The organism is Pseudomonas mosselii (assembly GCF_019823065.1).
GTDB classification, from domain to species: Bacteria; Pseudomonadota; Gammaproteobacteria; order Pseudomonadales; family Pseudomonadaceae; genus Aquipseudomonas; species Aquipseudomonas mosselii.
The window spans coordinates 13,719-38,485 of the sequence record NZ_CP081966.1 but is presented as its reverse complement, the minus strand read 5'-3'; the positions used below and the strand labels follow the sequence as shown (position 1 = coordinate 38,485).

Genomic DNA, 24,767 nt, shown 5'->3' with positions numbered 1-24,767 from the left:
TAGCTACGTTGTAAACCACTTTTTTCACTGTAAACCACTGTGGTTTACAGTGAAAAAAAGTGGTTTACAGCAGGCCTCCTCAGGCCTGAGTCAGCTCCAGCAGATCGCCCAGTTCCTCCCGGGCCATCTTCACTCTATCCATTCTGCGATAAGGATGATCAACCGGCATCCGGATAAGAGATTCGAACCAAGCCGAATCGAATTTGATGACTTCCTTGTGAATGTGCTCAAGCTCACCTCCGCGAGGCTGTGACACTACAAACTCCATGCTTTCAACCAAGCCAGACGCTTCACTGTCTTTGACGATTCGATGGCGGATGAAACTCATTTTGAGATCAAAATATGCCGCCTTCGAACCAGGCACCTTCTTCGATTCCAGCCGACCAGTGCTGCTGATTTCCGCCCCCGGCACCTCAGCGGCAATAGCTTTCACCAGCTCAGCATTTCCACTGACCTTCTGGCCAAACAGGCGGGTGGCGTCCGACATGTAAGCAAAGATCCATGGCACATTGCGAAGCGTCGCGCCGGTATAGAGGTAGCCACGCTCTCCCTTGTAACGCTGCAGCATGCCTCTCAACGCGTTCTCGGAAAGGACCAGTTGGGTCTCTTTCTCCAGGATGTAAACCACGCGATCGAACTGTTCGATCAATAGCTTGAGAATCTTCCGCGGGACGCCGTCAAACCTGGTTTTTCGTTCTGTTTTCTTATGCTGGCGAGGCTTGAAGTACGGGCAATCGTTACGGGCCTCACTATCAAATGGAGCGATGCCGCGAATGCTCTTAGTAGCATGTTTCCCGAATGGGTTCTTCACGTTAGGCGGTAGCTCATACAGCCCAACCAGCTGGACAGGGTTGTCGCATGCCGGGCATACAGCAAACTGAGCTAGCTTGCCCGCACTTCCAGGCTGGTACCACGGATCTCTGCGGAAGGTCTCGGCCTCGAAACCTTCCTTGTCGATGATCTTGCTTTCTGTGTCTTCGATGCGGAGCTTATAGACATCCATCTTTGCTGAAACCGTATCAATAGAGGGTTTCTGGATGGTAACGAGCGAGGATAGGCAGCAGTAGGCCTAACTGACCCTTTTGGTGGTCACCCACTGGTTTGAGGCCAGCCCAAAGCATGCCTGATCGACCTGGGCGGGCCCTAGAAACAACTAACCCCCTGATGCGCAGTACAGGTCTGGGACCTGCCCGAGGCGTGGGGGCTATTCTTGGAGCGACAGTGACACCGGCTCCGGAGAAAATCAATTGGTTTGTAGAGCAGCCGGTCAGCTAAGGTCAAACCCAGATCCTAAAGGGGAGGCCGATAGCAGCTCAGTCAGCATCATCGGCACCTTCTTCATCTTCATCGGTATCCCCAACACTGAGCCAGTCGTGAAGGTTGTACCGCACGAAGTCTTCCGCATCGAGCATGGTAAAGTCTTGTAGCACCGTGACGTCTGCTCCACCGAAGTACAGCCCATCGTTGAGATTTCTGGCCACCCCGAGCACTTCATTCAGCTGGTCGTGCAGCTCATTTGCGCGCCTGGCGTGCTCTCGTTTGGTCAAAAACCGGAACACCACCTCGTAGGGCTCAGGGGTGGTATTACCCGCTTTGCTTCAAGCCGCAGGAGTTGCAGGTCCGTTGCAGCTTGATGGTTTTACTTAAGGAGCCAAGCCAGCTCTCCAATCCGCAGATGCTGTGCACATTTTTTTGCACATATCTCACGCCACGATACCCCAGTAGATTCAGGCTTTTCGCAGCCTTTGCATAGGTGAGTCGCGATGGATTTCTACACATCTCAATGAGGAAACCTAAGCTCCGTTTTCCACGTATTCCTCCGCTACAGAACGCTTTTCTGCGGTGTGTCCCCTGACATTCGCTTTTCAGGGCGAGCTATGGGGGCCACTCAAGACGGCTATCTTTTGCCTGGCACCAATGAAAAGGCCCTCAATATTGAGGGCCTTAAATTCAATGCGGATCCGTCACGCGGGCATTTTTTGCAGCTGTCGAACTCGATCATGGACCACAAATTTAATGATTCCTTTGACATCGTTGGTGCAGTTTTCAAAGGCAAGGCGCGATACCACCTGGCGACCCTCCTTCAGAATCAGCGCCCCGATCAACTCGTCGACGAAGGACTGAGTGACATCGTTCCCAGCGAAATCTATGACAACGCTCTCACCACTGCTGAGCGAGCGTTCGATTTCGGTACGGTAGGGGATCGCTGAAGCTCGCATTCCGTACGTTCGGATAGAACTATCCCTACTTAATCGAATTTGAGTTTGCATGTCGTAACCCCTTGTATTGCATAATCCTTTTTTGCAGCCCGAGAGTTTCAGTTGACGCTGAATCTCCCATTTACCGCTCCTTGCATGATCGACTCTAGCCCTCGAGCTATCAAAAAGCCAGAGCTAGCGGAAATTCAGATCTAGGTCGAGATCGTCGTCAACCTGTCCTGCATCGTCCTTCGGCAGCAAGTCACTGATCGAAATGGTGGGCAGCAGCTCACGGGTACAGCTAAACGCGATCGATACACCATTCCACAGCGCATCATGCAGCTCCTGAGACTGCCGACGCTTTGTGTCATGTATGCCATTGCCGCTCACGATGATCAAACCACCGCCCGCCGCGTCTGCAATTTTTGCGGTAGTTGTTAACCCGATACCTTGGTTCTCGCTACCCAGGATCTGGGCCATCGCACCCCGGTTGCAGCTCACTCGCGGTTTGAGTGCCGCCTCGATCGCGTGCAAATGCGTGCGGTCATGAAGCTCAGGGTGATTCCTCAGTGTCGCGAGAAACCCACACCCATTATCGACGATGGCCATGCGTACAAGGTTCAATTTTGGATAAAACTGACAGGTCAGCCAAACGGCGGCGTCACCACGTCCCTCTCTGCGGGCGTGAGTAAGCGAGTTTTCCAATAGCTCCTTGAGCGAATACTCCAGAGGGCCCCGGTAGGAGTCAAACTCATTCCGTCCCGTGTGCTCGTCGACTGGGGCATCCGGGTCCGATTGAGTCAACCTTCCCGTAATAGCTCTAGCGAGGCGAGAGGCTGCAGCCTCTGCTTGATGGTGTTCGCTGATTTTGGTGATTTCCACCAACGAGGTGCTTCGGTCGTTTCGACGTCCTACCCCCGATAGATCTACACCCTCTACATCAATGTCCTTGAAAAAATCCATCCTGGCCAGGTAGGAGGTCAGGTCTCTGCTCAAAAACTGCATCGAAACTCGCTTCTGGACCAACTGGTTTTCAAACAACGCTCGCAGCGTGGCCATCCCTAACGGATCGATATACGAGAGGTTGCTAGCGTCTAAAACGATGTCACCAGGGCAGTTAATGATTTCTGCGCACACAGAAAACAGGTCATGGGGCGATCTTGAGCCAAGCCCCCAAGGAAGAACGATCGCGTTTTCAATATCGATGGCCTGCATGCAATTCCCTGGCAACGGAGCTAACCCTTTCGGATAGATATAGGGCTCGATAGTAGCCCATTGCCTGCCGGGTAAGCACTCACCTATTTTTTGACGAGTAGTGCCGGCATAGAATTGGCGCGCGGCAGTAGCGGCCTGTGGATGGTGGATCGCGCTCGCCTTGGGCTCAACACGCACGAAGAAAACACGGCCAACGCCCTGCCACGGGTCAGCCATTCAAGCAAAGATGGCCAGATCAAAGCCTTGTGCGAGAGCACTGGAGCAGGTTTGTGAGTCCGCCGAGCAGTTTCATCTCCGACGTCTGCTGTGGGCAAAGGCAAAGCTGGAAGGGGAACAGCGAAGAGTGACCCGATCAGCGCTGTACCGCACCGCATGTATCAGGTCTGGGGCTTGAGCTGTTAGATCGCATAAGGCTACCTTGGCCGGCAACTGGAGAACGAACTGCTCCTCGTCTTCCAATGCGTTGGCGTGGAAGTAACTGAGGAAGTACTCGCTTTGACGGAACTGGTCAGAAGCGATCTCCTCCAGGCGTTACAGCCCACTGGGCAGGCCTTCCTGACAGGCCTGGTAGAAGGGGTCGAGCAAGTATAGGCCGTCCAGGCAGGAAAGCATGGACGGCGTTCCCCACCGGGAGCCGGCGTCGTACTCCTCCAGCGGCTTGGGCACTCCCTCGCCGGGGTACAAGGCAGCCAGCGCATTGTCGAAGGGCAACCACTGGTGCAGCAGCAGGATCAGCAACCTCCAGAAATGATCTATGCCATGACGCTACACCACAACAATAATCGACACGCTTACAGGAGCATTGATTGGCGTCACAGCTGTTCAAGGAGATGTTGTCTAGGCTGGACAATACGGCAGCGGCCGATATTTCCCACCCAGCTTGGGAGTTGATCATGATGGAGCCCATCGCCGTGGTACAGATCTGGCAATACCTTTTTGGCGGACTAAAGGCGGTATTGCACTGATCATGCTGGCCATATTTGGCCTGTTTTATGTGGCTCGTGCACTATGGCCACCTGTCACAGGCACTACAGTTATTTAATTTTGTTGCTCTGTCCGCTGACGCAACTCTTCGGGCACAACCATGGCGGGTATTCTCACCAGAAGGGTGAAAACTCGTCCAAACCGGACAACAAAGGGAACTACTTCATGCACACCGAATCGTGCCAGCATGACCATGACCATGACCACTCGCACCCGTATGAGCAACCGGATGGTAGTCAGCGCGATTTGGTATGCGGTATGACGGTGCCACCGGATAGTCGCTACTTCGAGCTATACGAGGGAAGGACATACCGCTTCTGCAGTGAAAAGTGCCTGACGAAATTCCGCGCAGCGCCTGTGCATTATCTTAGCCCTCCCCAGGACCAAGAACACGCGGGCCATCTCCACTCGGCTGCCCCGCAGCCAAGCAACGCGGCGGACGCCGAATACACTTGCCCGATGCATCCCCAAATCCGCCAGCGTGGGCCGGGCAGTTGCCCAATCTGTGGCATGGCCCTAGAGCCGGTAATACCGGAGCTTGAGGAAGACGAGAACCCGGAACTCAAGGACTTCTCCCGCCGCTTCTGGTGGACCTTGCCCCTGACGGTCATCGTGACCGTGTTGGCCATGACTGCCCACCAACTCCAATTGCTGCATGGTGCCACACAGAATTGGGTGGAGTTGATTCTGGCCACTCCCGTGACACTATGGGCTGGCTGGCCGTTTTTCGTGCGTGGGGTCGCATCGATTCGTAATCGCAGCCCGAATATGTGGACCCTGATAGGTTTGGGAACGGCTGCGGCGTACCTATACAGCGTTGCGGCCACAGTGTTCCCGCAGGTTTTCCCGACGACTTTCATGCAGGATGGCCGCATCGGTGTCTACTTCGAAGCGGCTGCAGTCATCATCTCATTAACGTTGCTCGGCCAAATGCTCGAGCTCAAGGCGCGCTCACAAACCTCCGCCGCCATCAAGTCGCTCCTGGGTCTTGCCCCCAAGACGGCCCGTCGCATCGGGGCCGATGGTCAGGAGGAAGATATTCCGCTCACCCACGTGCATACGGGCGACCACCTGCGCGTTCGCCCTGGCGAGAAGGTGCCGGTCGACGGGGTGGTCCTGGAAGGCGAAAGTGCTATCGATGAATCCATGCTGACAGGCGAGCCCGTGCCAGTGATGAAGAAAGCTGGGGATGCACTCATCGGTGCCACGCTGAATACCCACGGCAGCCTTGTGATGGCGGCGCAGAAGGTCGGCGCCGAGACAGTGCTCTCGCAAATCGTGCAGATGGTCGCGCGGGCTCAGCGCTCGAAAGCCCCGATGCAGCGGATGGCGGACACCGTGGCCGGCTATTTCGTCATGGGGGTGATTCTGGTCGCGCTGGTCACGCTCTTCGGCTGGGGGCTTTTCGGACCGGAGCCTGGCTGGGTCTTCGGCCTGATCAATGCGGTCGCGGTCCTGATCATTGCCTGCCCCTGCGCGCTCGGCCTAGCCACTCCCATGTCGATCATGGTCGCTACCGGGAAGGCTGCCAGCAGTGGCGTGCTCTTCCGAGACGCCAGTGCTATCGAGAACCTCTGCAAGATCGACACGCTGATCGTCGACAAGACCGGGACCCTCACCGAGGGCCGGCCAGTGTTTCATAGCGTGGTCGGTACCGGGCAGTTCATGCCACCCGAAGTCTTGCGCCTTGCCGCCAGCCTGGACCAAGGCAGCGAGCATCCGCTGGCACATGCGATTGTCGATCATGCGCGAGCGCATGGACACAGCTTGTCCAAGCCAGAGGCGTTTGAGTCGGGCTCTGGGATCGGTGTACGTGGCCAGGTGAACGGCAAACGGCTGCAGCTTGGCAACACGACCTTGATGGAAGAGGCTGGCCTCGACACCAGTCCGTTGCGAGACCGCGCCGAGCAGCTGCGTCTGGAAGGCATGAGTATCATGTACTTGGCCGTCGATGGCGTGCTCGCTGGCCTGCTAGCGGTGTCCGATCCGGTCAAACCCACCTCCAAGGAGGCGGTAACCCGGCTACAGGCAGAAGATGTGAAGGTCATCATGGCCACCGGCGACGGCCTGACTACGGCACGTGCGGTCGCGAAACAACTCGGCATCGAGGAAGTCCACGGAGAAGTGAAACCCGAGGACAAGGAGCAACTGGTGGCGCTCCTGCAGGGCGATAAGCGCCGGGTTGCCATGGCAGGAGATGGGATCAACGATGCCCCTGCGCTGGCCCGGGCTGATGTCGGGATCGCCATGGGAACTGGCACCGATGTTGCCATGAACAGCTCCCAGTTGACGCTGGTCAAGGGCGACCTGATGGGCATCCTGCGGGCCAGAACACTATCCGTGGCCACGGTGAAGAACATGCGTCAAAACTTGGGCTTCGCATTCTTCTACAACGCTATGGGCATACCGCTGGCGGCAGGTTTGTTCTACCCGCTTACCGGCCATCTATTGTCACCGATGATTGCGGCATTGGCCATGAGCGTAAGTTCGGCTTCCGTGGTATTCAACGCACTGCGGCTGAAGCGCGTAGTCACAGACTGAAATGGGCACACCGCAACCTATGAGAGGAAGTTCCGCCATCAGCGTTTCAACGCCTGATCCATATGACTGACTGTCTAGGGCTTTGGCCTTAGCGGGTATGTCCGCGAGTTCGGCGCCAATCTGGTCCTGATGGAGGACATCGGGCAACTGCGACGTCCGCCATCTTCTGCCAAGATCGTAAGGGACAATTGTGATGCAGCAGGGGCCGCCGCCAGAGGAGTTGGACAAGATTTCAGGGCGAAGATAAATCCTTTGACCGGGCCTTGACCTTGTCATCGTGTCAAGGTTGAAGCTGTAAATGCGGCGAGAAAAGCCGTACCAGCATGAGAGGCCCGCTATGTTCGTTTTGGAAGTTTCCGGTATGGGATGTGGCAGTTGTGTCAACAAGATCACCAAGGCCATCCAGGCTGCCGATGGCGACGCGAAGGTGATCGTTGATCGTGCTGCCGGTACAGTGAGTGTCCAAAGCAACATCGAGGCGGAACGCGTCGGTGCACTGGTCCAGGCGCTTGGTTACCCAACCAAAGTCAGTCGCTAAGTCTCGTTACCGCTCAGATGGCAAGCCGCCGTGCCATGTTTCATGGCGCGGTTTCTTCATATACAGCCTGATGTCGACTGACTCCGGGTCGGGATAGCCAGCAATACTCCCCAAGAAATGGACGGCCTTCGATCACCCAGTGCCGAGTCAAGCTGTGGACGTTGACGCTGATCAAGAAAATGCTTCGCGATTGGTGTTTATCTTGAGTAAATGTATAGGCCAGCCTGGCTCACATACCCCGGCCCCTCGTTGGAGCTCATTCACAATGATGACTGCCAAGCGGTTTAGTTCTATGGCCTTGGGGATATCCCTGCTCATCCCTCTGGGGCTGGTCATGGCAAACCCTACGGGTAACGTCTACACGGCCAATGAACGGTCCGCTTCCATTAGCCAGGTAAATCTTGCGACAGGTGATGTGAGCACGGTCGCCTTGCCGATCGCACCCCACAACCTACAGGTTTCGCCCGACGGCAGCTTGCTTCTGGTTGTTGGAGTGGCTGGACATGCGGGGCATTCGAGCGGTGAAAAGCCCGGTGGGCAGTTGCTGGTGTTCAGTACCAGCGCGCTGGACAGGCCACCGTTCAGCTTCCCGGCAGGCGATCACCCGGCTCATGTGGTCACCGACGTCACCGGGCTGCGAGCTTTTGTGACCGATTCCGCTGCCAACCAGGTGCGAGTATTTGACCTTGAGCAGCGAATCGAGTTGCCCGGTATTCCAACTGGGCGTTATCCCCATGGGCTGCGCTTGAGCCCTGATGGCCGGACACTCTATATCGCGAACATGAAGAGCGACAGCGTATCGCTTATCGATGTCGTCACACTCAAAGAAACCGCGCAGATTCCCGTGGGCAAAGGCCCTGTCCAGGTCGGCTTTGCCCCTGACGGTCGCCTGGCATTCGTCTCGCTCAGTGCGACAAATCAGCTTGGCATCATCGACACGGCCAGACGCAAGGTGATCAGCAAGGTTGATGTCGGCCGCACGCCAATCCAGATGATGGCCACCGTTGACGGTCGCCAGGTCTATGTCGCGAATCAGGGCAGTGGCCAGAATCCGGACGACCGAGTCTCCATCGTAGATCTCCAGACGCGTAGCAGCCTGGGCACCGTGACCACCGGCAAGGGTGCCCATGGTGTGGCCATCAGCAGCGACGGCGCTTATGTGTTTGTCAGCAATATTGAAGCGGGCACCGTATCTGTCATCGATACGAGCAGCCGAAAGGTCGTTGCTACCCATAAGGTTGGCGCCGGGCCAAACGGGATCAGCTTCGAGCCGCCGAGTGCCCAATAATAGCCCGTCGGTGTACAACCCGAGCACGACGCGAAAAATGAGCATTCACGCCGGCGCAGTAATTTGCTTGTCGTGCCAGGTGAGGCCTAGCGCCCAGACCAAGGCATCCGGCTTTAAAACAGTGCTAAGGAGATGATGATGAACAACGTTCGAAATTTACTGATCGGACTTTGTTTGGCCGCAGCGTCCGTGGGCGCCATGGCGCAAAACACCGATGAACACTCGACACATCACCCGGCCGATGCGCCAAGCGCGGCGGCTACCGAGAAGACGCCTTCTCAGCCAATGGACAAAGGGCAAATGGCGGCGATGGACCAGCAAATGAAGGCCATGCAAGCCATGCACGAAAAGATGGCTGCAGCCAAAACGCCGGAAGCCCGTCAGGCGTTGATGGCCGAGCATATGGCGCTGATGAAAAATGGCATGGCCATGATGAAGTCCATGGAGGGTGGCATGCCTGAAATGGGGGGCATGCATGGCGGCATGGGCGGGGATATGGCCGCCCGCCACCAGATGATGGAAAAGCGCATGGACATGATGGAGTCGATGATGCAGATGATGATGGACCGCATGCCATCTGCTGCATCGAAGTAACCCATCTCCTTTCCCAGGAGTCGCTATGAACCCTCACTTCGATGAAAACGGCTCACCACACAGTTTCTGGCGTTCACGCTATGCAATCGGCCTGGTGGTAATCGGTGGGATCGCCGTCTACTTCCTGCTCACCGAGCACCTTGCCCATGTCGTTGGAGCCCTGCCTTATCTGTTGTTGCTCGCCTGTCCGCTGATGCATGTCTTCATGCATCGAGGACATGGGGGACACCATCACCAGGGCCAGAGCAAACCGGCCCCCTCCGATAAGGCTGATATCCATAAGCCGGGAGATCCATCATGAATCATGGTGAAAGCGCGTATGGCCTCTGGTCGCTGGTTTTCATCAACTCCGCGATCTTCATCATGTTTGCCTTCAGTTTCTTCAAGCCGGCAACGGCGAGAGACTGGAGGAGCTTCGGTGCATTCTCGGCCTTCATCGTTGCCCTGTTTGTGGAAATGTATGGCTTCCCCCTGACGATCTATCTGTTGTCAGGCTGGTTGCAGGCCAGGTTCCCCAACCTCGATCTGCTTTCCCACGAATCCGGCCATCTGTGGTCGACGTTGCTCGGTGACCAGGGCAACCCACACTTCAGTGTTTTGCACATTGCCAGTTACCTATTCCTGGGTTTCGGCTTCTATTTGCTTTCTGCCGCCTGGAACGTGCTATATCACGCGCAACGCCGCCGTTCACTTGCAACGGTCGGGCCCTATGGCTGGATCAGACATCCGCAGTACGTGGCATTTGTGCTGATTCTTCTGGGCTTTCTCCTTCAGTGGCCGACGCTGCTGACGCTGGCAATGTTCCCGGTGTTGCTGGTGATGTACGGGCGTTTGGCGGTTTCCGAAGAGCGGGAAATGCACAAGCAGTTTGGCGCTGCCTACGAAGCTTATACCCGCGTTACGCCTAGGTTCGTTCCGCACCTGCGCGAAAGGTTGGGTGGGGGTCATAGAGGCTGAAGCGTAGGACGAAGGAGCTACATGCCAGGAGGGTTTCAGCGGCAGTGTTTCTAGCGGGAATAGGGTATCCAAAGTCTGTTTGCTCGGATAACACTCTGAGTTGTCGCGGGTTTTCTTGTCGACAAGCTCGGTGGAATCCTTGTTGGCGTTCGGATAACTCAGGCAGTTGGATGACTTTGCGATGCCCTGTCCGCTTTCGACCCATATAGATCGTGATGCACGAAGATCTCTGCTCAAACGTCAGCTACTACTCTGATCTGAATGCATCCCGGCTACAGAGCGCAAAGACCAACTAGCGTCCCGAGGCACAGAGCTGAAGGCGGCGCGGTCAGGAATTGCGGCAGCACTTTTTCCAAAGTTTGGCTAAATGACCCTGCCTATCAGCTCTAATAGGCAGGGTTAGAAGTCAATCCGTCACTGCTTGCGAATGCCTACGATCGTCGCTGTGCCCCCATTCATTCGGAAATCGAAGCTGACCTTGTCGCCTACCTTGAGTCCCTTGAGTTGCTGCTCGGTAGCGCTGAAGCCCATGGTCATTGCCGGCCATTTCAGGGCTGATACTGGTCCATGCGCCAAGGTAACTTTACCTGGTTCCAAAGCTTTGATGGTTCCCTCAGCCGATGCAGTCGGAGCCGCCTGGCTGCCTTGGGTCTCGTTGCCTTCCATGGGCATATTCTTCATATCCGTGCCATACATGTCTTGGGCCTGCACCGCCGCCGCAACGGCGAACACCAGGCCAGCGCTGATCAGTAGCTTCTTCATCGGGTTACTCCTGTTTGGGGGTTATCGTGTACAGCGAGTCCGCGGCGCCTGACGAGCCAGTAAGCCGCAGGGATTACAAATAGTGAGAGCAAAGGCGCGGTGAGCATGCCGCCGACCATGGGTACAGCGATCCGGCTCATGACTTCGCTGCCGGTACCGCTACTCCAGAGGATTGGCATCAAGCCTGCGACGATCACTGCTACGGTCATGGCTTTGGGGCGGATGCGCTGCACGGCCCCTTCGCGGATAGCATCCAGAAGCGCAGGTTGCCCCTGCGTACCGTTGCCGTTTCGTTCAGTCCAGGCATTGTTGAGGTAGATCAGCATGATGACTCCAAACTCTGCTGCGACCCCAGCCAAGGCGATAAAACCGACACCCGTGGCCACCGACAGGTTGTAGCCCATCATGTACAGCAGCCATACGCCGCCGGTTAGCGCAAATGGCAAGGTAGCCATGATCAGCAGCGCTTCACCGAGGCGGCCAAACGTGAGGTAGAGAAGGACGAAAATAATGGCCAGCGTCGCCGGTACTACCCATGCTAAGCGCGCATTGGCGCGCTCCAGGTATTCGAACTGCCCGGAATAGCTCAAGCTTATGCCAGGATCGAGCTTCACCTGCTGATCGACTAGCCGGCGCAGGTCGGCAACGACGGAGGACAGGTCCCGTCTCCGCACGTCGATATACACCCAGCCCGAGGGGCGCGCGTTTTCACTCTTGAGCATGGGTGGACCGTCCGCAATACGCACCCGTGCCACGGTTCCCAGTGTGATTCGCCCCCCTTGGCTGGTGTAAATCGGTAGCTGCCGCAGGGCATCAACAGAGTCACGCCACTCCCGTGGGTACCGAACACTGATGGGATATCGCGCCAGGCCTTCTACGGTTTCGCCGATGTTTTCGCCCCCAACGGCGCCGGCAACAATCGCTTGGACATCAGCAATGTTCAGGCCGTAACGCGCTGCGAATTGGCGGTCGATATCCAGATCGATGTAGCGTCCACCGGTTAATCGCTCGGCGAGGGCGGAAGTCACCCCTGGAACCGTTTTGGCCACCTTCTCGATAGCCAGAGTCACCCGGTCGATCTCATTCAAATTGCTGCCGGCAACCTTTACGCCGATCGGGCTTTTGATACCGGTTGCGAGCATGTCGATACGGTTTCGAATCGGTGGGATCCAGATATTGGTTAGCCCAGGTACCTGCACGGTACGGTCCAGCTCTTCGATCAGCTTCTCAGTGGTCATCCCTGCTCGCCACTGATCCTTCGGTTTAAGTCGGACAGTCGTCTCGAACATCTCCAGCGGGGCCGGGTCGGTCGCTGATTCAGCCCGGCCCGCTTTACCGAAGACACTGGCGACCTCCGGTACCGTTCGGATCAGCCGGTCCGTACGTTGCAAAAGCTCAGAGGCTTTCTGCGCCGAAAGACCTGGCAGGGCAGTCGGCATGTACAGCAAATCGCCTTCATCCAGTGGCGGCAAGAATTCGCCGCCGAGCTGGCTCAGGGGCCAGACACTGCTGAGCAAAATCAACAGTGCACCCGCCAACGTGAGCTTTGGCCGGCGTAGAACGATCTCCAATGCTGGGCGATAGAGCCGTATCAGGGTTCGATTGAGTGGGTTGCGCTCTTCTGCCGGTAAACGACCCCGAATCCAGTACCCCATCAGCACGGGTACCAGGGTAACCGAAAGGCCCGCTGCTGCTGCCATTGCATAAGTCTTGGTGAATGCGAGGGGCGCAAACAGCCTTCCCTCCTGAGCCTGCAAGGTGAATACCGGTATGAAGGACAGCGTAATGATCATGAGGCTGAAGAACAGCGCAGGCCCGACCTCGACTGCTGCCTCAGTCATCACTTTCCAATGATCTTCGCCACGCAACGACTTTCCAGGGTGCCACGTATGCCAAGCCTCAACCCGTTTGTGCGCGTTCTCAATCATCACCACAGCGGCGTCCACCATCGCACCGATTGCAATGGCTATGCCCCCAAGCGACATGATGTTGGCGTTGATGCCCTGGTGGCGCATGACGATCAGGGCAATGAGGACACCAACCGGAAGCGAGACGATGGCGACCAACGATGAGCGCAGATGCCAAAGAAATGCAGCGCACACCAGTGCGACCACGATGAACTCTTCAATCAGCTTCTGGCTCAGATTTTCCACAGCACGATCGATCAACTGGCTACGGTCGTAGGTAGTGACCAGCTCGACCCCGGCAGGCAGGCTTTTTTCCAGCGATTCAAGCTTGGATTTGACGTGAGCGATGGCATCTTTCGCATTCTTGCCACTGCGCAGAATTACTACGCCGCCCACCGCTTCGCCCTGTCCATCAAGCTCGCCGATGCCGCGACGTGCCTCAGGGCCCAGCTGTACAGTGGCTACATCGCCCAGTGTTACGGGTATACCCTTCGCAGCCAGGCGCAGGGGAATGGCTCGGAAATCATCGAGTGACTTCAGATAGCCGGAAGCCCTTACCATGAACTCAGCTTCGCCTTGTTCGAGCACGCCGCCACCGGTTTCCTGATTGGCCTTGGCGATGGCGTCCGAAACCTCAACTTGAGTGATTCCCAAGCTGGCCATGCGCAGCGGATCGAGCACTACCTGGTACTGCTTGACCATCCCGCCTATCGTCGCCACTTCGGCAACGTCCGGAAGAGTTTTCAACTCGAAGCGCAGGAACCAGTCCTGAAGGCTGCGCAGCTGTGCCAGGTCATGGGTACCACTGCGGTCCACCAGCGCATACTGGTAGATCCAGCCTACACCAGTGGCATCGGGTCCGAGCACTGGCTTAGCGGACGCCGGTAATCGAGACTGAACCTGGCTTAGGTATTCGAGCACCCTGGACCGCGCCCAATAGAGATCTGTGCCGTCCTCAAACAACACATATACGAAGCTGTCTCCAAATGCTGAAAAGCCCCGCACTGTCTTGGCTCCGGGTACGGAAAGCATTGTGGTGGTCAGGGGATATGTCACCTGATTTTCCACGATCTGAGGTGCCTGCCCTGGGTAGGAGGTGCGGATAATCACCTGCACATCTGACAGGTCAGGCAACGCGTCGATCGGCAAACTGCGCAGAGAGAAAACGCCCCAAGCTACGGCAAACAGTGTTGCCAGCAGGACCAGGACGCGGTTGCCAACCGACCAACGAATCAGGTTCGCGATCATGGCTGGTTCTCCTGCTGGGTTATTTGCTCGATGACCATGCCTTCATCGCGCTCGCGCACTCCAAACCGGATGCGTTCGCCAACCTTGAGTCCGGCAATCAAGCGGGGATCTGCCACAGGGAAAGTCATCGTCATACCAGGCATGCCCAGCGTCACGAACGGTCCATGAGCGATGGTCAGCTGATTACCTTCTATTTGAACGATGCGCCCATTGGCCTGATGTAGAGCCGGCTGTACAGGTTGCGCAAGTGGAGCATCGCCAGCAGTAACGGCCTCGATACCTTTCAAGCTCGCTTCGGAGTCCAGCAGAAACTGCCCGGACGCCACAACGCGCTGGCCCGCCTGAAGGCCTCGCAGCACGACCACCTGGCCAGCACTTTCCTGGCCGAGCACTACTTCCACCGGCCGGAATCGACCTCCGTCTTCTGACACCATTACGAGATCGCGTTTCCCCGTCCGAATGATCGCCTCGGCTGGCACCAGTAGGCTGTCATCCTGTTGCCCGGACGGATGGAGGGAAACCTGCGCGGTCATGCCTGGGCGCAACCGGCCGCCGGGGTTGGGCAGTTCTATACGAAGCCGCAAGGTGCGGCTTTGCAGATCCGCATCAGCCAGCAATGCGGTCAGCTTGCCGGGAACAGGTTCGCCTGGGAACGCTGCCAGATTCGCCTGCACTGCCTGTCCTTCCTGTAGGCCTTGGGCTTGCGCTTCAGGTACTGCGGCCTCAAGCCAGACGTTCGCGATACCATTGATCTTCGCCAACGTTGCACCCGGTGTCATTGTCATGCCTGGCCGCAATTCCAGAGCCTGAAGGACGCCTGCTGTTGGGGCCAAGAGCGTTACCGAATTCTGGACCCTTCCCGTACGGTCAATCCGGTTGATAAGATCGGCAGGCATACCCGCCAGCAGTAGTCGTTGCCGAGCTGCAGCGCGCAATTCATTGTCCCCAGATCGCTGAAGCGCCAGGTACTCTTCCTGCAAGCCCGCCCATTCAGGCGTCAACACATCTGCCAATGGGGCGCCCTTGGCAACCACGTCGCCTGTAGCGCGGCCATAGGTGCGTTCGACGTAGCCACCGGTACGAGCCTGCAGAACGCTAAAATCCCGCTCATCGAAGGTAAGCACGCCGCTCACCTGGAGGGTTCGAGCAAGCTGCCCTTTCGCTACGGTAGCCAGACGGACCCCCAGGTTTTGTTGGAGCCCCTGTGAAACTTGAACTGCGGGGCTCACCTCAGCAGCGGTGCTTTCCTGGTACTTCGGCACCAGTGGCATGTCCATGAAGGGCGACTTGCCCGGTGCTGGAAAGTGCTGCTGGGGGTACATCGGGTCATACCAATACAGCACCTTCTGTAGCGTTTCAGGGGAGGCAGTGGACACCTGCCCACGCTTTGCTAGCTGATAGCCAACGCCACCGCCGATAGCCAACGCGGCCAATACCACAAGGCTGATAGTTGAATTTCTCATGCGCGCACCTCTCCATACGCGAAGTGCAGCCGTGCAGCTGTCGCGGCCAACTGTCCTTGCAGATCGATGTCTTGCAGTCGTGTTTCAACCCGCTGACGTCGAGCGGTGAGAACCTCACTTAAGGGTGATTTACCGGCTCGATAGTCAGCAAGGGCGAGGCGGACTCGATCCTCCGCTAGCGGTAACAATGTTTCACGGCTGCGCTGCACTGCTCGCTGCAATCGCTGGTAATCCGCAAGATCTGTCTCCAGCTGCGCTTTATGCTCACGCAATGCCGCTTCCTGTTCGTCCTCCAGTTGCCGGACTTGTGCGCGACGTGCCGCGATCATCGGGTCCTGCCGTGAGCCAGCGAACAAGGGCAGTTGGAAACTTACCTGCAGGCTCACCATATTGCTGAATTCAGGCCCGCGCCGCTGGTAATCCACCTGCCACCCCCAGTCCGACTTCTTTTCTGCCAAGGCTTGGTGCACTTGAGCTTGTGCTTCCCGCGTAAGGGCGTTGTAGGTCGCCAATTCTGGATGTGCATGTATAGCGTGTAGATAGTCCGGCGCGCTCACTGGCCAGCGCGGAAATGCTTGAGCTTGCGGATCAGCATCCTCTCCAATCCATCGCTTGAGTGCAGCCCGTGCCTGAGCGGCCTGTGTGAGCAGAACATCTTTTTGCTCATCGAGTTGCGCAGCTTCCTGGTCAGGAGCAAGTGCGTCGGCCGTCGCGCCGGTACCGCCGGCCAGGCGTGCGCGGATTGCTGCGGCCAACAGACGGTTTTCTTTGTAGAAGTCCTCAAACTGCTGCAGTTTCCGTTGAACGGTGTACGCCGCGACCCAAGCTTGGGCTGTGGCAGCACGCACTTTTAAGCGCTCGAACACCGCCTCTGCATCGGCTCGCTCAACGCTCGCTCGTGCCGTCTCAACTCGTGCCTCCCGCTTGTCCCGGTTTGGTACTTCCTGGGAGAGGCCGACAACCTGCATCGTCATGAAATCGCGGTTCATGCTCCAACGATCACTGCCGTCAACAGGAAGGTTCTGCACTCCTAGGTTGAGACGTGGATCAGGCAGCTCGCCTGCTGGGATCACAGCGTGTCGAGCGGCCGTCATTTGCTCTTGCCTGGCCTGGAGGATGGGGGCATTGCGTTCGGCAAGTTGAAGCGCTTCCTCCAGAGACAACGGTGTAGCCTGAGCCGGTAACGTCGACAACAGGCTGATCAGAGCGGCCAGACATGCCATCCCTAATCGGTAACGTGGGGGAGTCATGGAAATGATTCCTCAAAAAATCAGCGCGCAAGCGCATGCCATCATCCGGCTGCAAAACAGGACGATGGGGTGAATTTAAGAGGTAATCAGGCGCGGGGTGGCCGCCAAGGGTCAGGAGGCGCCCTGTTTACGAGGCTCACCGCATAGGTATCTACTGGCCTAGGCGCAGAATAGGTGAGCGTGGGGTTAATTATTTCGACCTGAACTGTGCTCGCGGTTCTACACTCCTGGCCCACTTTGCAGGCTTTGGAGTGGTCGGCAGCTGATCCTGGATCAGTATCCTGGCAACAATCGTGATCCATCCCCGCCATCATCTCCATCCCCATGGTTTGCATGGGGCATGGTTCAATGGCTGAGTCGACTCCCGCCATGCCGTTGAGAGGAAGCGATGCGATTAGAAGCAGGATGGTGAACAGTCGTAGGAGCCGGTTCATGATGGCCGAGTATAGGTTACACGCATGAAATGAGCATTAAGCCGTTTGAGGCTTGGAAGTGGATTGTTTGGCGTGCGGCAGAGCGATGTGAAAACTCGTCACGCCGTCAGCGGAGGTACACCAAATTCGCCCACCATGAGCCTCGATGATCGAACGCGTTATGGCCAGACCCAAGCCGGCGTTGCTTGGGCTTCCTTCCCGCCTTGCAGGGTCAGCGCGATAGAACCGGTCGAAGATTTTGTTGATATGTTCCGGATCAATCGTGGCCCCATTGTTCTGGACGGACAGGTTCACTTGATCAGCCGCCTCGACAATCCGGACGGCGATATCGTGGCCTTCGGGGGTATAGCGCAAAGCGTTGGATAGAATGTTGGAAACCGCCCGGTCAATCATTAGCCGGTCACCACGGATCGTACCTTCGCCTTGAAGGGCAAGCCGAATGCTTCGGTCTTCGGCTGCAAGCTGGTAGTACTCAATCAGTCTGGACACTAGCCCGACCAGATCGATATCAACCTGCTCGGGGATGATCAAGCCGTTATCAGCTTTTGCCAGGAACAGCATGTCATCGATCATGCGCGACATGCGCTTGAGGTCTTCAAGATTGGAGTAGAGGTTGTCTTCGTAGGCATCGAGGTCGCGTTTTTTGGTCAGAACGACTTCGGTATGCGTCAGAAGATTACTTACCGGAGTCCGCAGCTCATGTGCGATGTCGGCTGAGAAGTTTGATAGCCGGACGAACGCGTCTTCCAGGCGTGCAAGCATTCCGTTGAAGGAGAGGATCAGCTCCTGCAATTCAAGCGGCACGGGCTCCAATGGAATTCGCTCGCGAAGGGACCGGGCAGACATGGATGTCGCCACCTTGGTGATCTGCCCAACCGGCCGAAGACCGCTCTTGGCCACGATCCACCCCAATCCTGCACTAACCAGAGCGCTGATGACCAAGCCAATGCCGAACCACCATTGCAGCGTCTTGAAAAAGTGGGCATGGCTGGTGACATCCAGCATCAACATGACTGTTACCGGCGCCTGCGCCTGCGCTATAGCCAGTTGAGAGGTAATCCCCCGGAAGTTCCGCGAGTCGATTTGCCAGTCCCAAACGGCGCCAGAAGAGGCCTGCTTAAAGCGCTCAGGGATGCGGGATGCCTTGGAGTCCGAGAACAGGACAGTACCGTCAGCATCAAGAATCTCCGCAGAAAGGTCCTGATGAGCCCCCAACAAAGCACGCAGTTGAGGCTCCTGATCCTCAAGTTCATCACGTGCTGCTGAAAGTGAAAGGATGTGCCGGGTGGATTCGAGTTTCTCGGCCAGGGCTTGCTCATCCAGCATCTGGAAATGGTGCTGACTGAGCATGTAGAAGCTCACGCCGGCAACGACCAATACGGCGATGACCGCGAACATGAACATGAGGGTAAGGCGTTTAACGAGCGACGATTGGGCGCGCATTACTCGGGAACATCCATCAGATAGCCCATGCCACGAACTGTATGTATGAGCTTGGGGGCGAAATCGTCATCAATCTTGGCCCGCAACCTACGAACAGCAACCTCGATCACGTTAGTGTCGCTGTCGAAGTTCATATCCCACACCTGCGATGCGATCAGGGACTTCGGCAGTACCTCGCCGCGTCGGCGCATGAGTAGTTCCAGTAAGGAGAACTCCTTGGCTGTGAGGTCGATCCGCTTGCCATTTCGGGTGGCCCGGCGCTTAAGCAGGTCTACCTCCAGGTCAGCCATCTTCATAGTGGTCTGAGCATAGCCACTGCTGCCTCTTCGCAGCAAAGTGCGCACACGCGCTAGCAGTTCCGAGAATGCAAAGGGTTTGACCAGGTAATCGTCAGCCCCGAGTTCTAACCCTTTCACGCGATCGTCCACGCCATCACGGGCCGTCAAAAACAAGACTGGGACCTCTTTCCCTGCCGCACGTACCATCCGCAGCACCTCCCAGCCGTCTAGCCCCGGCATCATTACATCAAGAATCAGCAGGTCATACGCCTCGCTCAAAGCGTATTGCAGCGCGTCGGTCCCTGTGACCACACGATCGACGGTAAAGCCTGCCTCCGTCAGCCCTTGCTGCAGGTAGGCCCCGATTTTTGGCTCATCTTCGGCTACGAGTAATTTCATCTGCTGCGCCCCCTTGGATGCCCTTCAGTGTGCAGCAAAAAAGGCACCCAACCAGAAGCTGACGGAAAAGTAATGTCGGGCTCAGCTTGCTGACAGTGCCGGGTAGCTAGCTTGAGCACTGTGAACGGCGCCAATCAGGCGAAACTGACCCTTAGAGGAAACGCAAATGAACATGATCAAAGCGATTGTGATGGTAGTCACCTTCGGCATGGCGAGCCTCGCCCTGGCTGAAGGCGGCGCGGATCGCACCTTCGCCAGGATGGAAGCTGCACGTGCATCTTCCATGCAGGCTTACCAGGTTGCTCAGGAGAAAAAAGCAGAGGCTCCTGTTACCGCCCAAAGCCAAAAGCACCCCGGCCACGAGAGCTGCTGAGCTTAGCTTACAGAAATGTAATCACCCCGGAATCTGAACTATGTCAGCTTTCGGGGTATTGCCTCCCGCAATCCTTGTGCTTTGGCGAAAGTCTACGAGGCTTGGGGGAGCTCAATTGAAACCAGATGGCTGCGGATCCCGCAGTCTGGATATCAGCGATCTACCTGATTGGACGCAACGGCATGCAAAGCAAAACCACGAGACGTTCATTCGTCAAAGGCCTGGCTGCTACCGGACTACTGGGTGGGCTGGGCATGTGGCGCGCGCCGGTCTGGGCCGTAACCAGCCCTGGCCAGCCTAACGTACTGACCGGCACCGATTTTGACCTGTACATCGGGGAGCTCCCGGTGAACATTACCGGGGCAGCTCGAACGGCGATGGCCATCAACGGTTCGCTGCCAGGACCAATACTCCGTTGGCGCGAAGGCGACACGGTCACGCTACGGGTTCGCAACCGCTTGAAGCAGGACACGTCCATCCACTGGCACGGCATCATCCTGCCGGCGAATATGGACGGCGTGCCGGGTCTAAGCTTCCATGGCATCGCTCCCGACGGCATGTACGAGTACAAGTTCAAGGTCCACCAGAACGGCACCTACTGGTACCACAGCCATTCGGGCTTCCAGGAGCAGGTCGGTGTTTACGGTGCGCTGGTGATTGATGCCAAGGATCCAGAGCCTTTCACCTACGATCGTGACTATGTCGTCATGCTGAGTGATTGGACCGACGAAGACCCGGCGCGGGTTATGTCCAAGCTCAAAAAACAGTCGGACTATTACAACTTCCACAAGCGCACCGTTGGCGACTTCGTCGACGACGTGAGCGAGAAAGGTTGGTCTGCTGCTGTGGCCGATCGAAAGATGTGGGCCGAGATGAAGATGAGCCCAACCGATCTCGCTGACGTGAGCGGGCACACCTACACCTACCTCATGAACGGCCAGGCGCCAAATGGGAACTGGACGGGAATCTTCAAGCCAGGGGAGAAAATCCGGCTTCGCTTTATCAATGGCTCGGCGATGACCTATTTCGACGTGCGGATCCCCGGCTTGAAAATGACGGTTGTCGCAGCCGACGGTCAGTACGTTAAGCCAGTGTCGATCGATGAATTCCGGATTGCCGTTGCTGAAACCTACGATGTCATTGTCGAGCCTGAAAACGAGCAGGCTTACACCATCTTTGCTCAATCCATGGATCGCACCGGCTATTCAAGGGGTACCTTGGCTGTCCGTGAGGGCCTGCAGGCACCGGTGCCGGCTGTAGATCCAAGGCCTCTCATCTCCATGAGTGATATGGGGATGGACCACGGCAGCATGGGTGGCATGGATCACGGCAGCATGGCCGGTATGGACCACAGCAAGATGGCTGGCATGGACCACGGCAGCATGGCCGGTATGGACCATAGCAAGATGGCTGGCATGGACCACGGCAGCATGGCCGGTATGGACCATAGCAAGATGGCTGGCATGGACCACGGCAGCATGGCCGGTATGGACCATAGCAAGATGGCTGGCATGGACCACGGCAGCATGGCCGGTATGGACCATAGCAAGATGGCTGGCATGGACCACGGCAACATGACCGGTATGGACCAAAGCAATATGGCCGCCAGCGGTGCCATGCAGAACCATCCCGCCTCCGAAACAAACAACCCTCTGGTCGATATGCAGACCATGACCCCTACGCCAAAGCTGAGCGATCCGGGGATCGGGCTTCGCGATAACGGGCGTCGGGTTCTCACGTATTCGGATTTGCGTAGCACCTTCATCGACCCTGACGGCCGGGAACCTGGCCGGACAATCGAACTGCACCTTACCGGGCATATGGAAAAGTTCGCTTGGTCCTTCGATGGGATCAAGTTTTCTGACGCAGAGCCGCTGCGGCTCAAGTACGGCGAGCGCCTGCGTATTACCTTGGTCAACGACACCATGATGACTCACCCCATCCATCTGCACGGCATGTGGAGTGACCTGGAGGATGAGGACGGCAATTTCATGGTGCGAAAACACACGATCGATATGCCGCCTGGCTCGAAACGAAGCTATCGCGTAACCGCAGATGCACTCGGGCGCTGGGCCTATCACTGTCACCTCATGTACCACATGGAGATGGGCATGTTCCGAGAAGTCCGCGTGGACGAATGAACTGGAGATACGAGATGAGCAAACCAATGAAACGAAGCGCCTTTTTCCTCTCTGCCGCGATGGTTGGCCTGCTCGCGGTGTACGCCCCGTCTTCCTGGTCCAGTGACAACCATGATCAGCACTCTCAAAAGTCGTCCAACGCGGCGCAATCGAACGGCTCGAAGAGCAAGCAAGCCCAGGGCATGAACCATGAAGGCATGGATCACGGCTCCATGAAAGGCATGGATCATGGCTCTATGGAGGGCATGGATCATGGTTCCATGGAAGGAATGGATCACAGCAAAATGATGGAATCGCATGGCAGCGACAAAGCTAAGGCAGGGAAAAATGGCCAATAGCGTTGCACGACCATCGCTGCTGGCATTCGCCGTTTCTTTAGGTGTGCTGGGCGTTTCGCCCAGCTTCGCCGCTGAAATGGATCATTCCGGAATGGACCACTCGGCAATGGGCCACGGTGCCATGCAGATGGACCACGCCTCATCACAGGCTGCGATGCCGGGCATGGACCACAGCCAGATGGGCGCGAGCAAGCAACCCACGCAACCTGCACCCGTTGATCACAGCAAAATGGGCCATGGCCAGCCCAAAGCGAAACCCGCCTCGATGGACCACAGCAAGATGGACCATGGAAGCATGAAAGGCATGGATCACGGGTCCATGGAAGGCATGGATCATGGCGCGATGGGTCATTCCACGATGGGAAACGGGAACGCTGATTCGCCGACCCCGACCAGCCGTACGCCAATCCCGGTGCTGACTGATGCCGACCGGCAGGCTGCCTTCCCCCCGCTTGACGGGCACAAAATGGATGACAGCGGGTTCAACAGCTTTTTCTTGCTAGACCAACTGGAATACCAAGATGCCGATGAAGGTAGCACGCTTGCTTGGGATGCATCCGGCTGGGTGGGCGGCGATATCAATAGGCTCTGGATTCGCTCGGAAGGTGAACGAACCAATGGTGTGACTGAAGATGCTGAGCTGCAGCTCCTCTATGGCCGCTCGGTAAGCCCGTGGTGGGATGTTGTCGCCGGCGTCCGGCAGGATTTCAAACCGGAGGATCCGCAGACCTGGGCTGCGTTCGGTATTCAGGGCCTGGCCCTGTATGACTTCGAAGCTGAAGCCACCGCCTTTATCGGCGAGAACGGTCAAACCGCTGCCCGTCTGGAGGGCGAGTACGACATCTTGCTAACCAATCGTTTAATTCTTCAGCCAACCGCTGAGGCCAACTTTTATGGCAAGAACGACCCGGAACGCGGCGTCGGCTCTGGCCTGGCAAACACCGAAGTCGGGCTGCGGTTACGGTACGAGATTGTTCGCCAGTTCGCGCCATACATAGGTGTCACCTGGAGCCGTTCCTACGGCAAAACCGCCGATTTCATTCGGGATGAAGGCGGGGACGTGGACGAAGCTCGTTTTGTGGCCGGTATTCGGATGTGGTTTTGAGAACTCAACATGAAAAAAACAATTACAACGCTGGTGGCGGCAGGTGCTGTTACTAGCGCAGCAGTGCTAGGTGCTGCTTACTTCGGTCTCGTGAACGTTGGTGCGGACGACCCACACTTCCCCGCTGTGCATGCGTTTTTGGCCATGGCGCGGGATCGCTCGATTGAAGTCCGAGCAAGCGACATTGAGGTGCCAAACCTTAAAGATCCTGCTCTCATCCAAGCAGGGGCAGGCAACTACAACGCCATGTGTATCGGTTGCCACCTCGCGCCAGGGGTGGAGAAAACTGAACTCAGCCAAGCCCTATACCCATCCCCACCAAACCTCACCGAGATAGGTGTAAGCGGTGACCCTGCTGCTGCGTTTTGGACCATCAAGCACGGTATCAAAGCGACAGGCATGCCAGCCTGGGGTAAGAGCATGGACGACCAGTACATCTGGGGAATCGTCGCGTTCCTGGACCAGCTACCGCAACTCAATGCTGAGCAGTACCAGATGATGGTCGCTTCCAGTGGTGGTCACCAACATGGCGGTGGCGAAAGCGATATGCATAACCATGAAGGCCAACACGGTGGTGCGAAATCAGGTCATGGAAATCATGATGATTCCGCAGCAAACGGCGTGGCTGAGGAAAGTCATGATCATGGCAGTTCGCATTCGGAGTCTTCATCAGTAGCGGAGCACCACGGTGAACACGAGTCCGGCGAGGCGCACTCGGACCACCACACAGGTTCTACTCCCAAAACCCATGTGCACAAAGACGGGAAGGAGCACACTCATGACAAGTAAGCGCCGCTTCCTCGGTTTAAGTACCGCAGCGTCACTTCTAATCGCCTCAGCCGCCTTTGCTGCGGAGCCCCTGACTATCGATGTGCACCGGGACGCTAATTGCGGTTGCTGTAAGAAATGGATAGCGCACTTGGAGGCAAACGGCTTCAAGGTCGTCGACCACGTTGAAACGGACATGAGGGCGGTGAAGCAAGAGCTAGGAGTAGCTCCGAGGCTGGCTTCGTGTCACACCGCGGTTATCGATGGCAAGTTTGTGGAAGGTCACGTCCCCGCAGCCCAGGTGCAGGAGCTCATAAAGCGCAACGACCTGGCAGGCGTCGCGGTACCTGGCATGCCCGCTGGCTCACCAGGTATGGAGGTTGATGGCATGAAACACGCCTATCAAGTCATCGGCCTCACCAAGAGTGGGGACGATCAAGTAGTTGCCAGTTATCCTGACACGTAATGCAAGATGCCCCGGGGGAAGGGCTTCTGCCGGCCAGCCGACCAGCTGCAGCGCTGGTCGTGGTCAGCTTACTCCAA

The 24,767-nt window shown here is 57.0% G+C and carries 23 protein-coding genes and 1 pseudogene; 13 read left to right on the top strand and 11 right to left on the bottom strand.

Features of this window, described 5'->3' with window-relative positions; translation table 11 throughout:
* Positions 1-79: 79 nt before the first annotated feature.
* The 5 genes and pseudogenes from K5H97_RS00175 to K5H97_RS00155 form a co-directional block, all read right to left on the bottom strand.
* Complete coding sequence (locus tag K5H97_RS00175; protein ID WP_011953102.1) at positions 80-1,003, bottom strand: hypothetical protein; 924 nt, start codon at positions 1,001-1,003, stop codon at positions 80-82.
* A gap of 310 nt (positions 1,004-1,313) precedes the next feature.
* On the bottom strand, positions 1,314-1,547 hold the full coding sequence (locus K5H97_RS00170; RefSeq protein ID WP_156867445.1) for a hypothetical protein: 234 nt from the start codon (positions 1,545-1,547) through the stop codon (positions 1,314-1,316).
* Positions 1,548-1,964: 417 nt separating this feature from the next.
* Positions 1,965-2,219: an STAS-like domain-containing protein gene (locus K5H97_RS29880; protein ID WP_128337688.1), complete on the bottom strand. Its 255-nt coding sequence runs from the start codon at positions 2,217-2,219 to the stop codon at positions 1,965-1,967.
* Between the two features lie 174 nt (positions 2,220-2,393).
* On the bottom strand, positions 2,394-3,413 hold the full coding sequence (locus K5H97_RS00160) for an ATP-binding protein (protein WP_015268415.1): 1,020 nt from the start codon (positions 3,411-3,413) through the stop codon (positions 2,394-2,396).
* A 423-nt stretch (positions 3,414-3,836) separates the two neighbouring features.
* Positions 3,837-4,172 (bottom strand): annotated as a pseudogene (locus K5H97_RS00155) (helix-turn-helix transcriptional regulator); the annotation flags it as partial.
* Positions 4,173-4,219: 47 nt separating this feature from the next.
* Between K5H97_RS00155 and K5H97_RS00150 the strand changes: the two are divergent.
* The 7 genes from K5H97_RS00150 (at position 4,220) to K5H97_RS00115 (ending at position 10,315) form a co-directional block, all read left to right on the top strand.
* Positions 4,220-4,378 carry a hypothetical protein gene (locus K5H97_RS00150; protein WP_011953098.1) on the top strand — a complete coding sequence of 53 codons (159 nt, stop codon included), beginning with the start codon at positions 4,220-4,222 and terminating at the stop codon, positions 4,376-4,378.
* A 43-nt stretch (positions 4,379-4,421) separates the two neighbouring features.
* The gene (locus tag K5H97_RS00140) at positions 4,422-6,938 is read left to right on the top strand and encodes a heavy metal translocating P-type ATPase (RefSeq protein WP_012269848.1); all 2,517 of its coding nucleotides are present in this window, start codon (positions 4,422-4,424) and stop codon (positions 6,936-6,938) included.
* A 337-nt stretch (positions 6,939-7,275) separates the two neighbouring features.
* Positions 7,276-7,476 carry a heavy-metal-associated domain-containing protein gene (locus K5H97_RS00135; protein ID WP_004575963.1) on the top strand — a complete coding sequence of 67 codons (201 nt, stop codon included), beginning with the start codon at positions 7,276-7,278 and terminating at the stop codon, positions 7,474-7,476.
* A 265-nt stretch (positions 7,477-7,741) separates the two neighbouring features.
* Positions 7,742-8,764 (top strand): YVTN family beta-propeller repeat protein, encoded by a 1,023-nt coding sequence (locus K5H97_RS00130; RefSeq protein WP_011953096.1) that lies wholly within the window; start codon positions 7,742-7,744, stop codon positions 8,762-8,764.
* Between the two features lie 138 nt (positions 8,765-8,902).
* Positions 8,903-9,358, top strand: coding sequence for a hypothetical protein (locus tag K5H97_RS00125; RefSeq protein ID WP_011953095.1), 456 nt, complete (start codon positions 8,903-8,905; stop codon positions 9,356-9,358).
* Between the two features lie 25 nt (positions 9,359-9,383).
* Positions 9,384-9,659, top strand: coding sequence for a DUF2933 domain-containing protein (locus K5H97_RS00120; RefSeq protein ID WP_011953094.1), 276 nt, complete (start codon positions 9,384-9,386; stop codon positions 9,657-9,659).
* A complete protein-coding gene (locus tag K5H97_RS00115) occupies positions 9,656-10,315 on the top strand; it encodes a methyltransferase family protein (RefSeq protein WP_011953093.1) in 660 nt (219 codons plus the stop codon). The genes K5H97_RS00120 and K5H97_RS00115 overlap by 4 nt, the downstream gene beginning before the upstream one ends.
* A 414-nt stretch (positions 10,316-10,729) precedes the next feature.
* Here K5H97_RS00115 and K5H97_RS00110 read toward each other — a convergent pair whose 3' ends face one another.
* The 6 genes from K5H97_RS00110 to K5H97_RS00085 all read right to left on the bottom strand — a co-directional run bounded on the left by K5H97_RS00110 (position 10,730) and on the right by K5H97_RS00085 (position 19,499).
* Positions 10,730-11,077, bottom strand: a complete 348-nt coding sequence (locus tag K5H97_RS00110) for a copper-binding protein (RefSeq protein WP_011953092.1) — start codon at positions 11,075-11,077, stop codon at positions 10,730-10,732.
* Positions 11,074-14,232: an efflux RND transporter permease subunit gene (locus K5H97_RS00105; protein WP_011953091.1), complete on the bottom strand. Its 3,159-nt coding sequence runs from the start codon at positions 14,230-14,232 to the stop codon at positions 11,074-11,076. Before K5H97_RS00105 ends, K5H97_RS00110 begins: the two co-directional genes overlap by 4 nt.
* Positions 14,229-15,695, bottom strand: a complete 1,467-nt coding sequence (locus tag K5H97_RS00100) for an efflux RND transporter periplasmic adaptor subunit (RefSeq protein WP_011953090.1) — start codon at positions 15,693-15,695, stop codon at positions 14,229-14,231. The genes K5H97_RS00105 and K5H97_RS00100 overlap by 4 nt, the downstream gene beginning before the upstream one ends.
* Positions 15,692-16,945: a TolC family protein gene (locus K5H97_RS00095; RefSeq protein ID WP_011953089.1), complete on the bottom strand. Its 1,254-nt coding sequence runs from the start codon at positions 16,943-16,945 to the stop codon at positions 15,692-15,694. Before K5H97_RS00095 ends, K5H97_RS00100 begins: the two co-directional genes overlap by 4 nt.
* Before the next feature lie 470 nt (positions 16,946-17,415).
* Positions 17,416-18,822 carry a heavy metal sensor histidine kinase gene (locus K5H97_RS00090; RefSeq protein WP_011953087.1) on the bottom strand — a complete coding sequence of 469 codons (1,407 nt, stop codon included), beginning with the start codon at positions 18,820-18,822 and terminating at the stop codon, positions 17,416-17,418.
* On the bottom strand, positions 18,822-19,499 hold the full coding sequence (locus K5H97_RS00085; RefSeq protein WP_011953086.1) for a heavy metal response regulator transcription factor: 678 nt from the start codon (positions 19,497-19,499) through the stop codon (positions 18,822-18,824). The genes K5H97_RS00090 and K5H97_RS00085 overlap by 1 nt, the downstream gene beginning before the upstream one ends.
* Positions 19,500-19,665: 166 nt before the next feature.
* Between K5H97_RS00085 and K5H97_RS00080 the strand changes: the two genes are divergently transcribed.
* From K5H97_RS00080 to K5H97_RS00055, 6 genes are all read left to right on the top strand, one after another.
* Complete coding sequence (locus tag K5H97_RS00080) at positions 19,666-19,872, top strand: co-regulatory protein PtrA N-terminal domain-containing protein (RefSeq protein WP_011953085.1); 207 nt, start codon at positions 19,666-19,668, stop codon at positions 19,870-19,872.
* Positions 19,873-20,054: 182 nt separating this feature from the next.
* Complete coding sequence (locus K5H97_RS00075) at positions 20,055-22,013, top strand: copper resistance system multicopper oxidase (RefSeq protein WP_012269846.1); 1,959 nt, start codon at positions 20,055-20,057, stop codon at positions 22,011-22,013.
* Positions 22,014-22,027: 14 nt separating this feature from the next.
* Positions 22,028-22,351: a hypothetical protein gene (locus K5H97_RS00070; protein ID WP_012269845.1), complete on the top strand. Its 324-nt coding sequence runs from the start codon at positions 22,028-22,030 to the stop codon at positions 22,349-22,351.
* On the top strand, positions 22,341-23,456 hold the full coding sequence (locus K5H97_RS00065; protein WP_011953082.1) for a copper resistance protein B: 1,116 nt from the start codon (positions 22,341-22,343) through the stop codon (positions 23,454-23,456). Before K5H97_RS00070 ends, K5H97_RS00065 begins: the two co-directional genes overlap by 11 nt.
* Positions 23,457-23,465: 9 nt before the next feature.
* Positions 23,466-24,245 (top strand): c-type cytochrome, encoded by a 780-nt coding sequence (locus K5H97_RS00060; RefSeq protein WP_011953081.1) that lies wholly within the window; start codon positions 23,466-23,468, stop codon positions 24,243-24,245.
* A complete protein-coding gene (locus K5H97_RS00055; RefSeq protein WP_011953080.1) occupies positions 24,235-24,690 on the top strand; it encodes a DUF411 domain-containing protein in 456 nt (151 codons plus the stop codon). The genes K5H97_RS00060 and K5H97_RS00055 overlap by 11 nt, the downstream gene beginning before the upstream one ends.
* Positions 24,691-24,767: the final 77 nt, after the last annotated feature.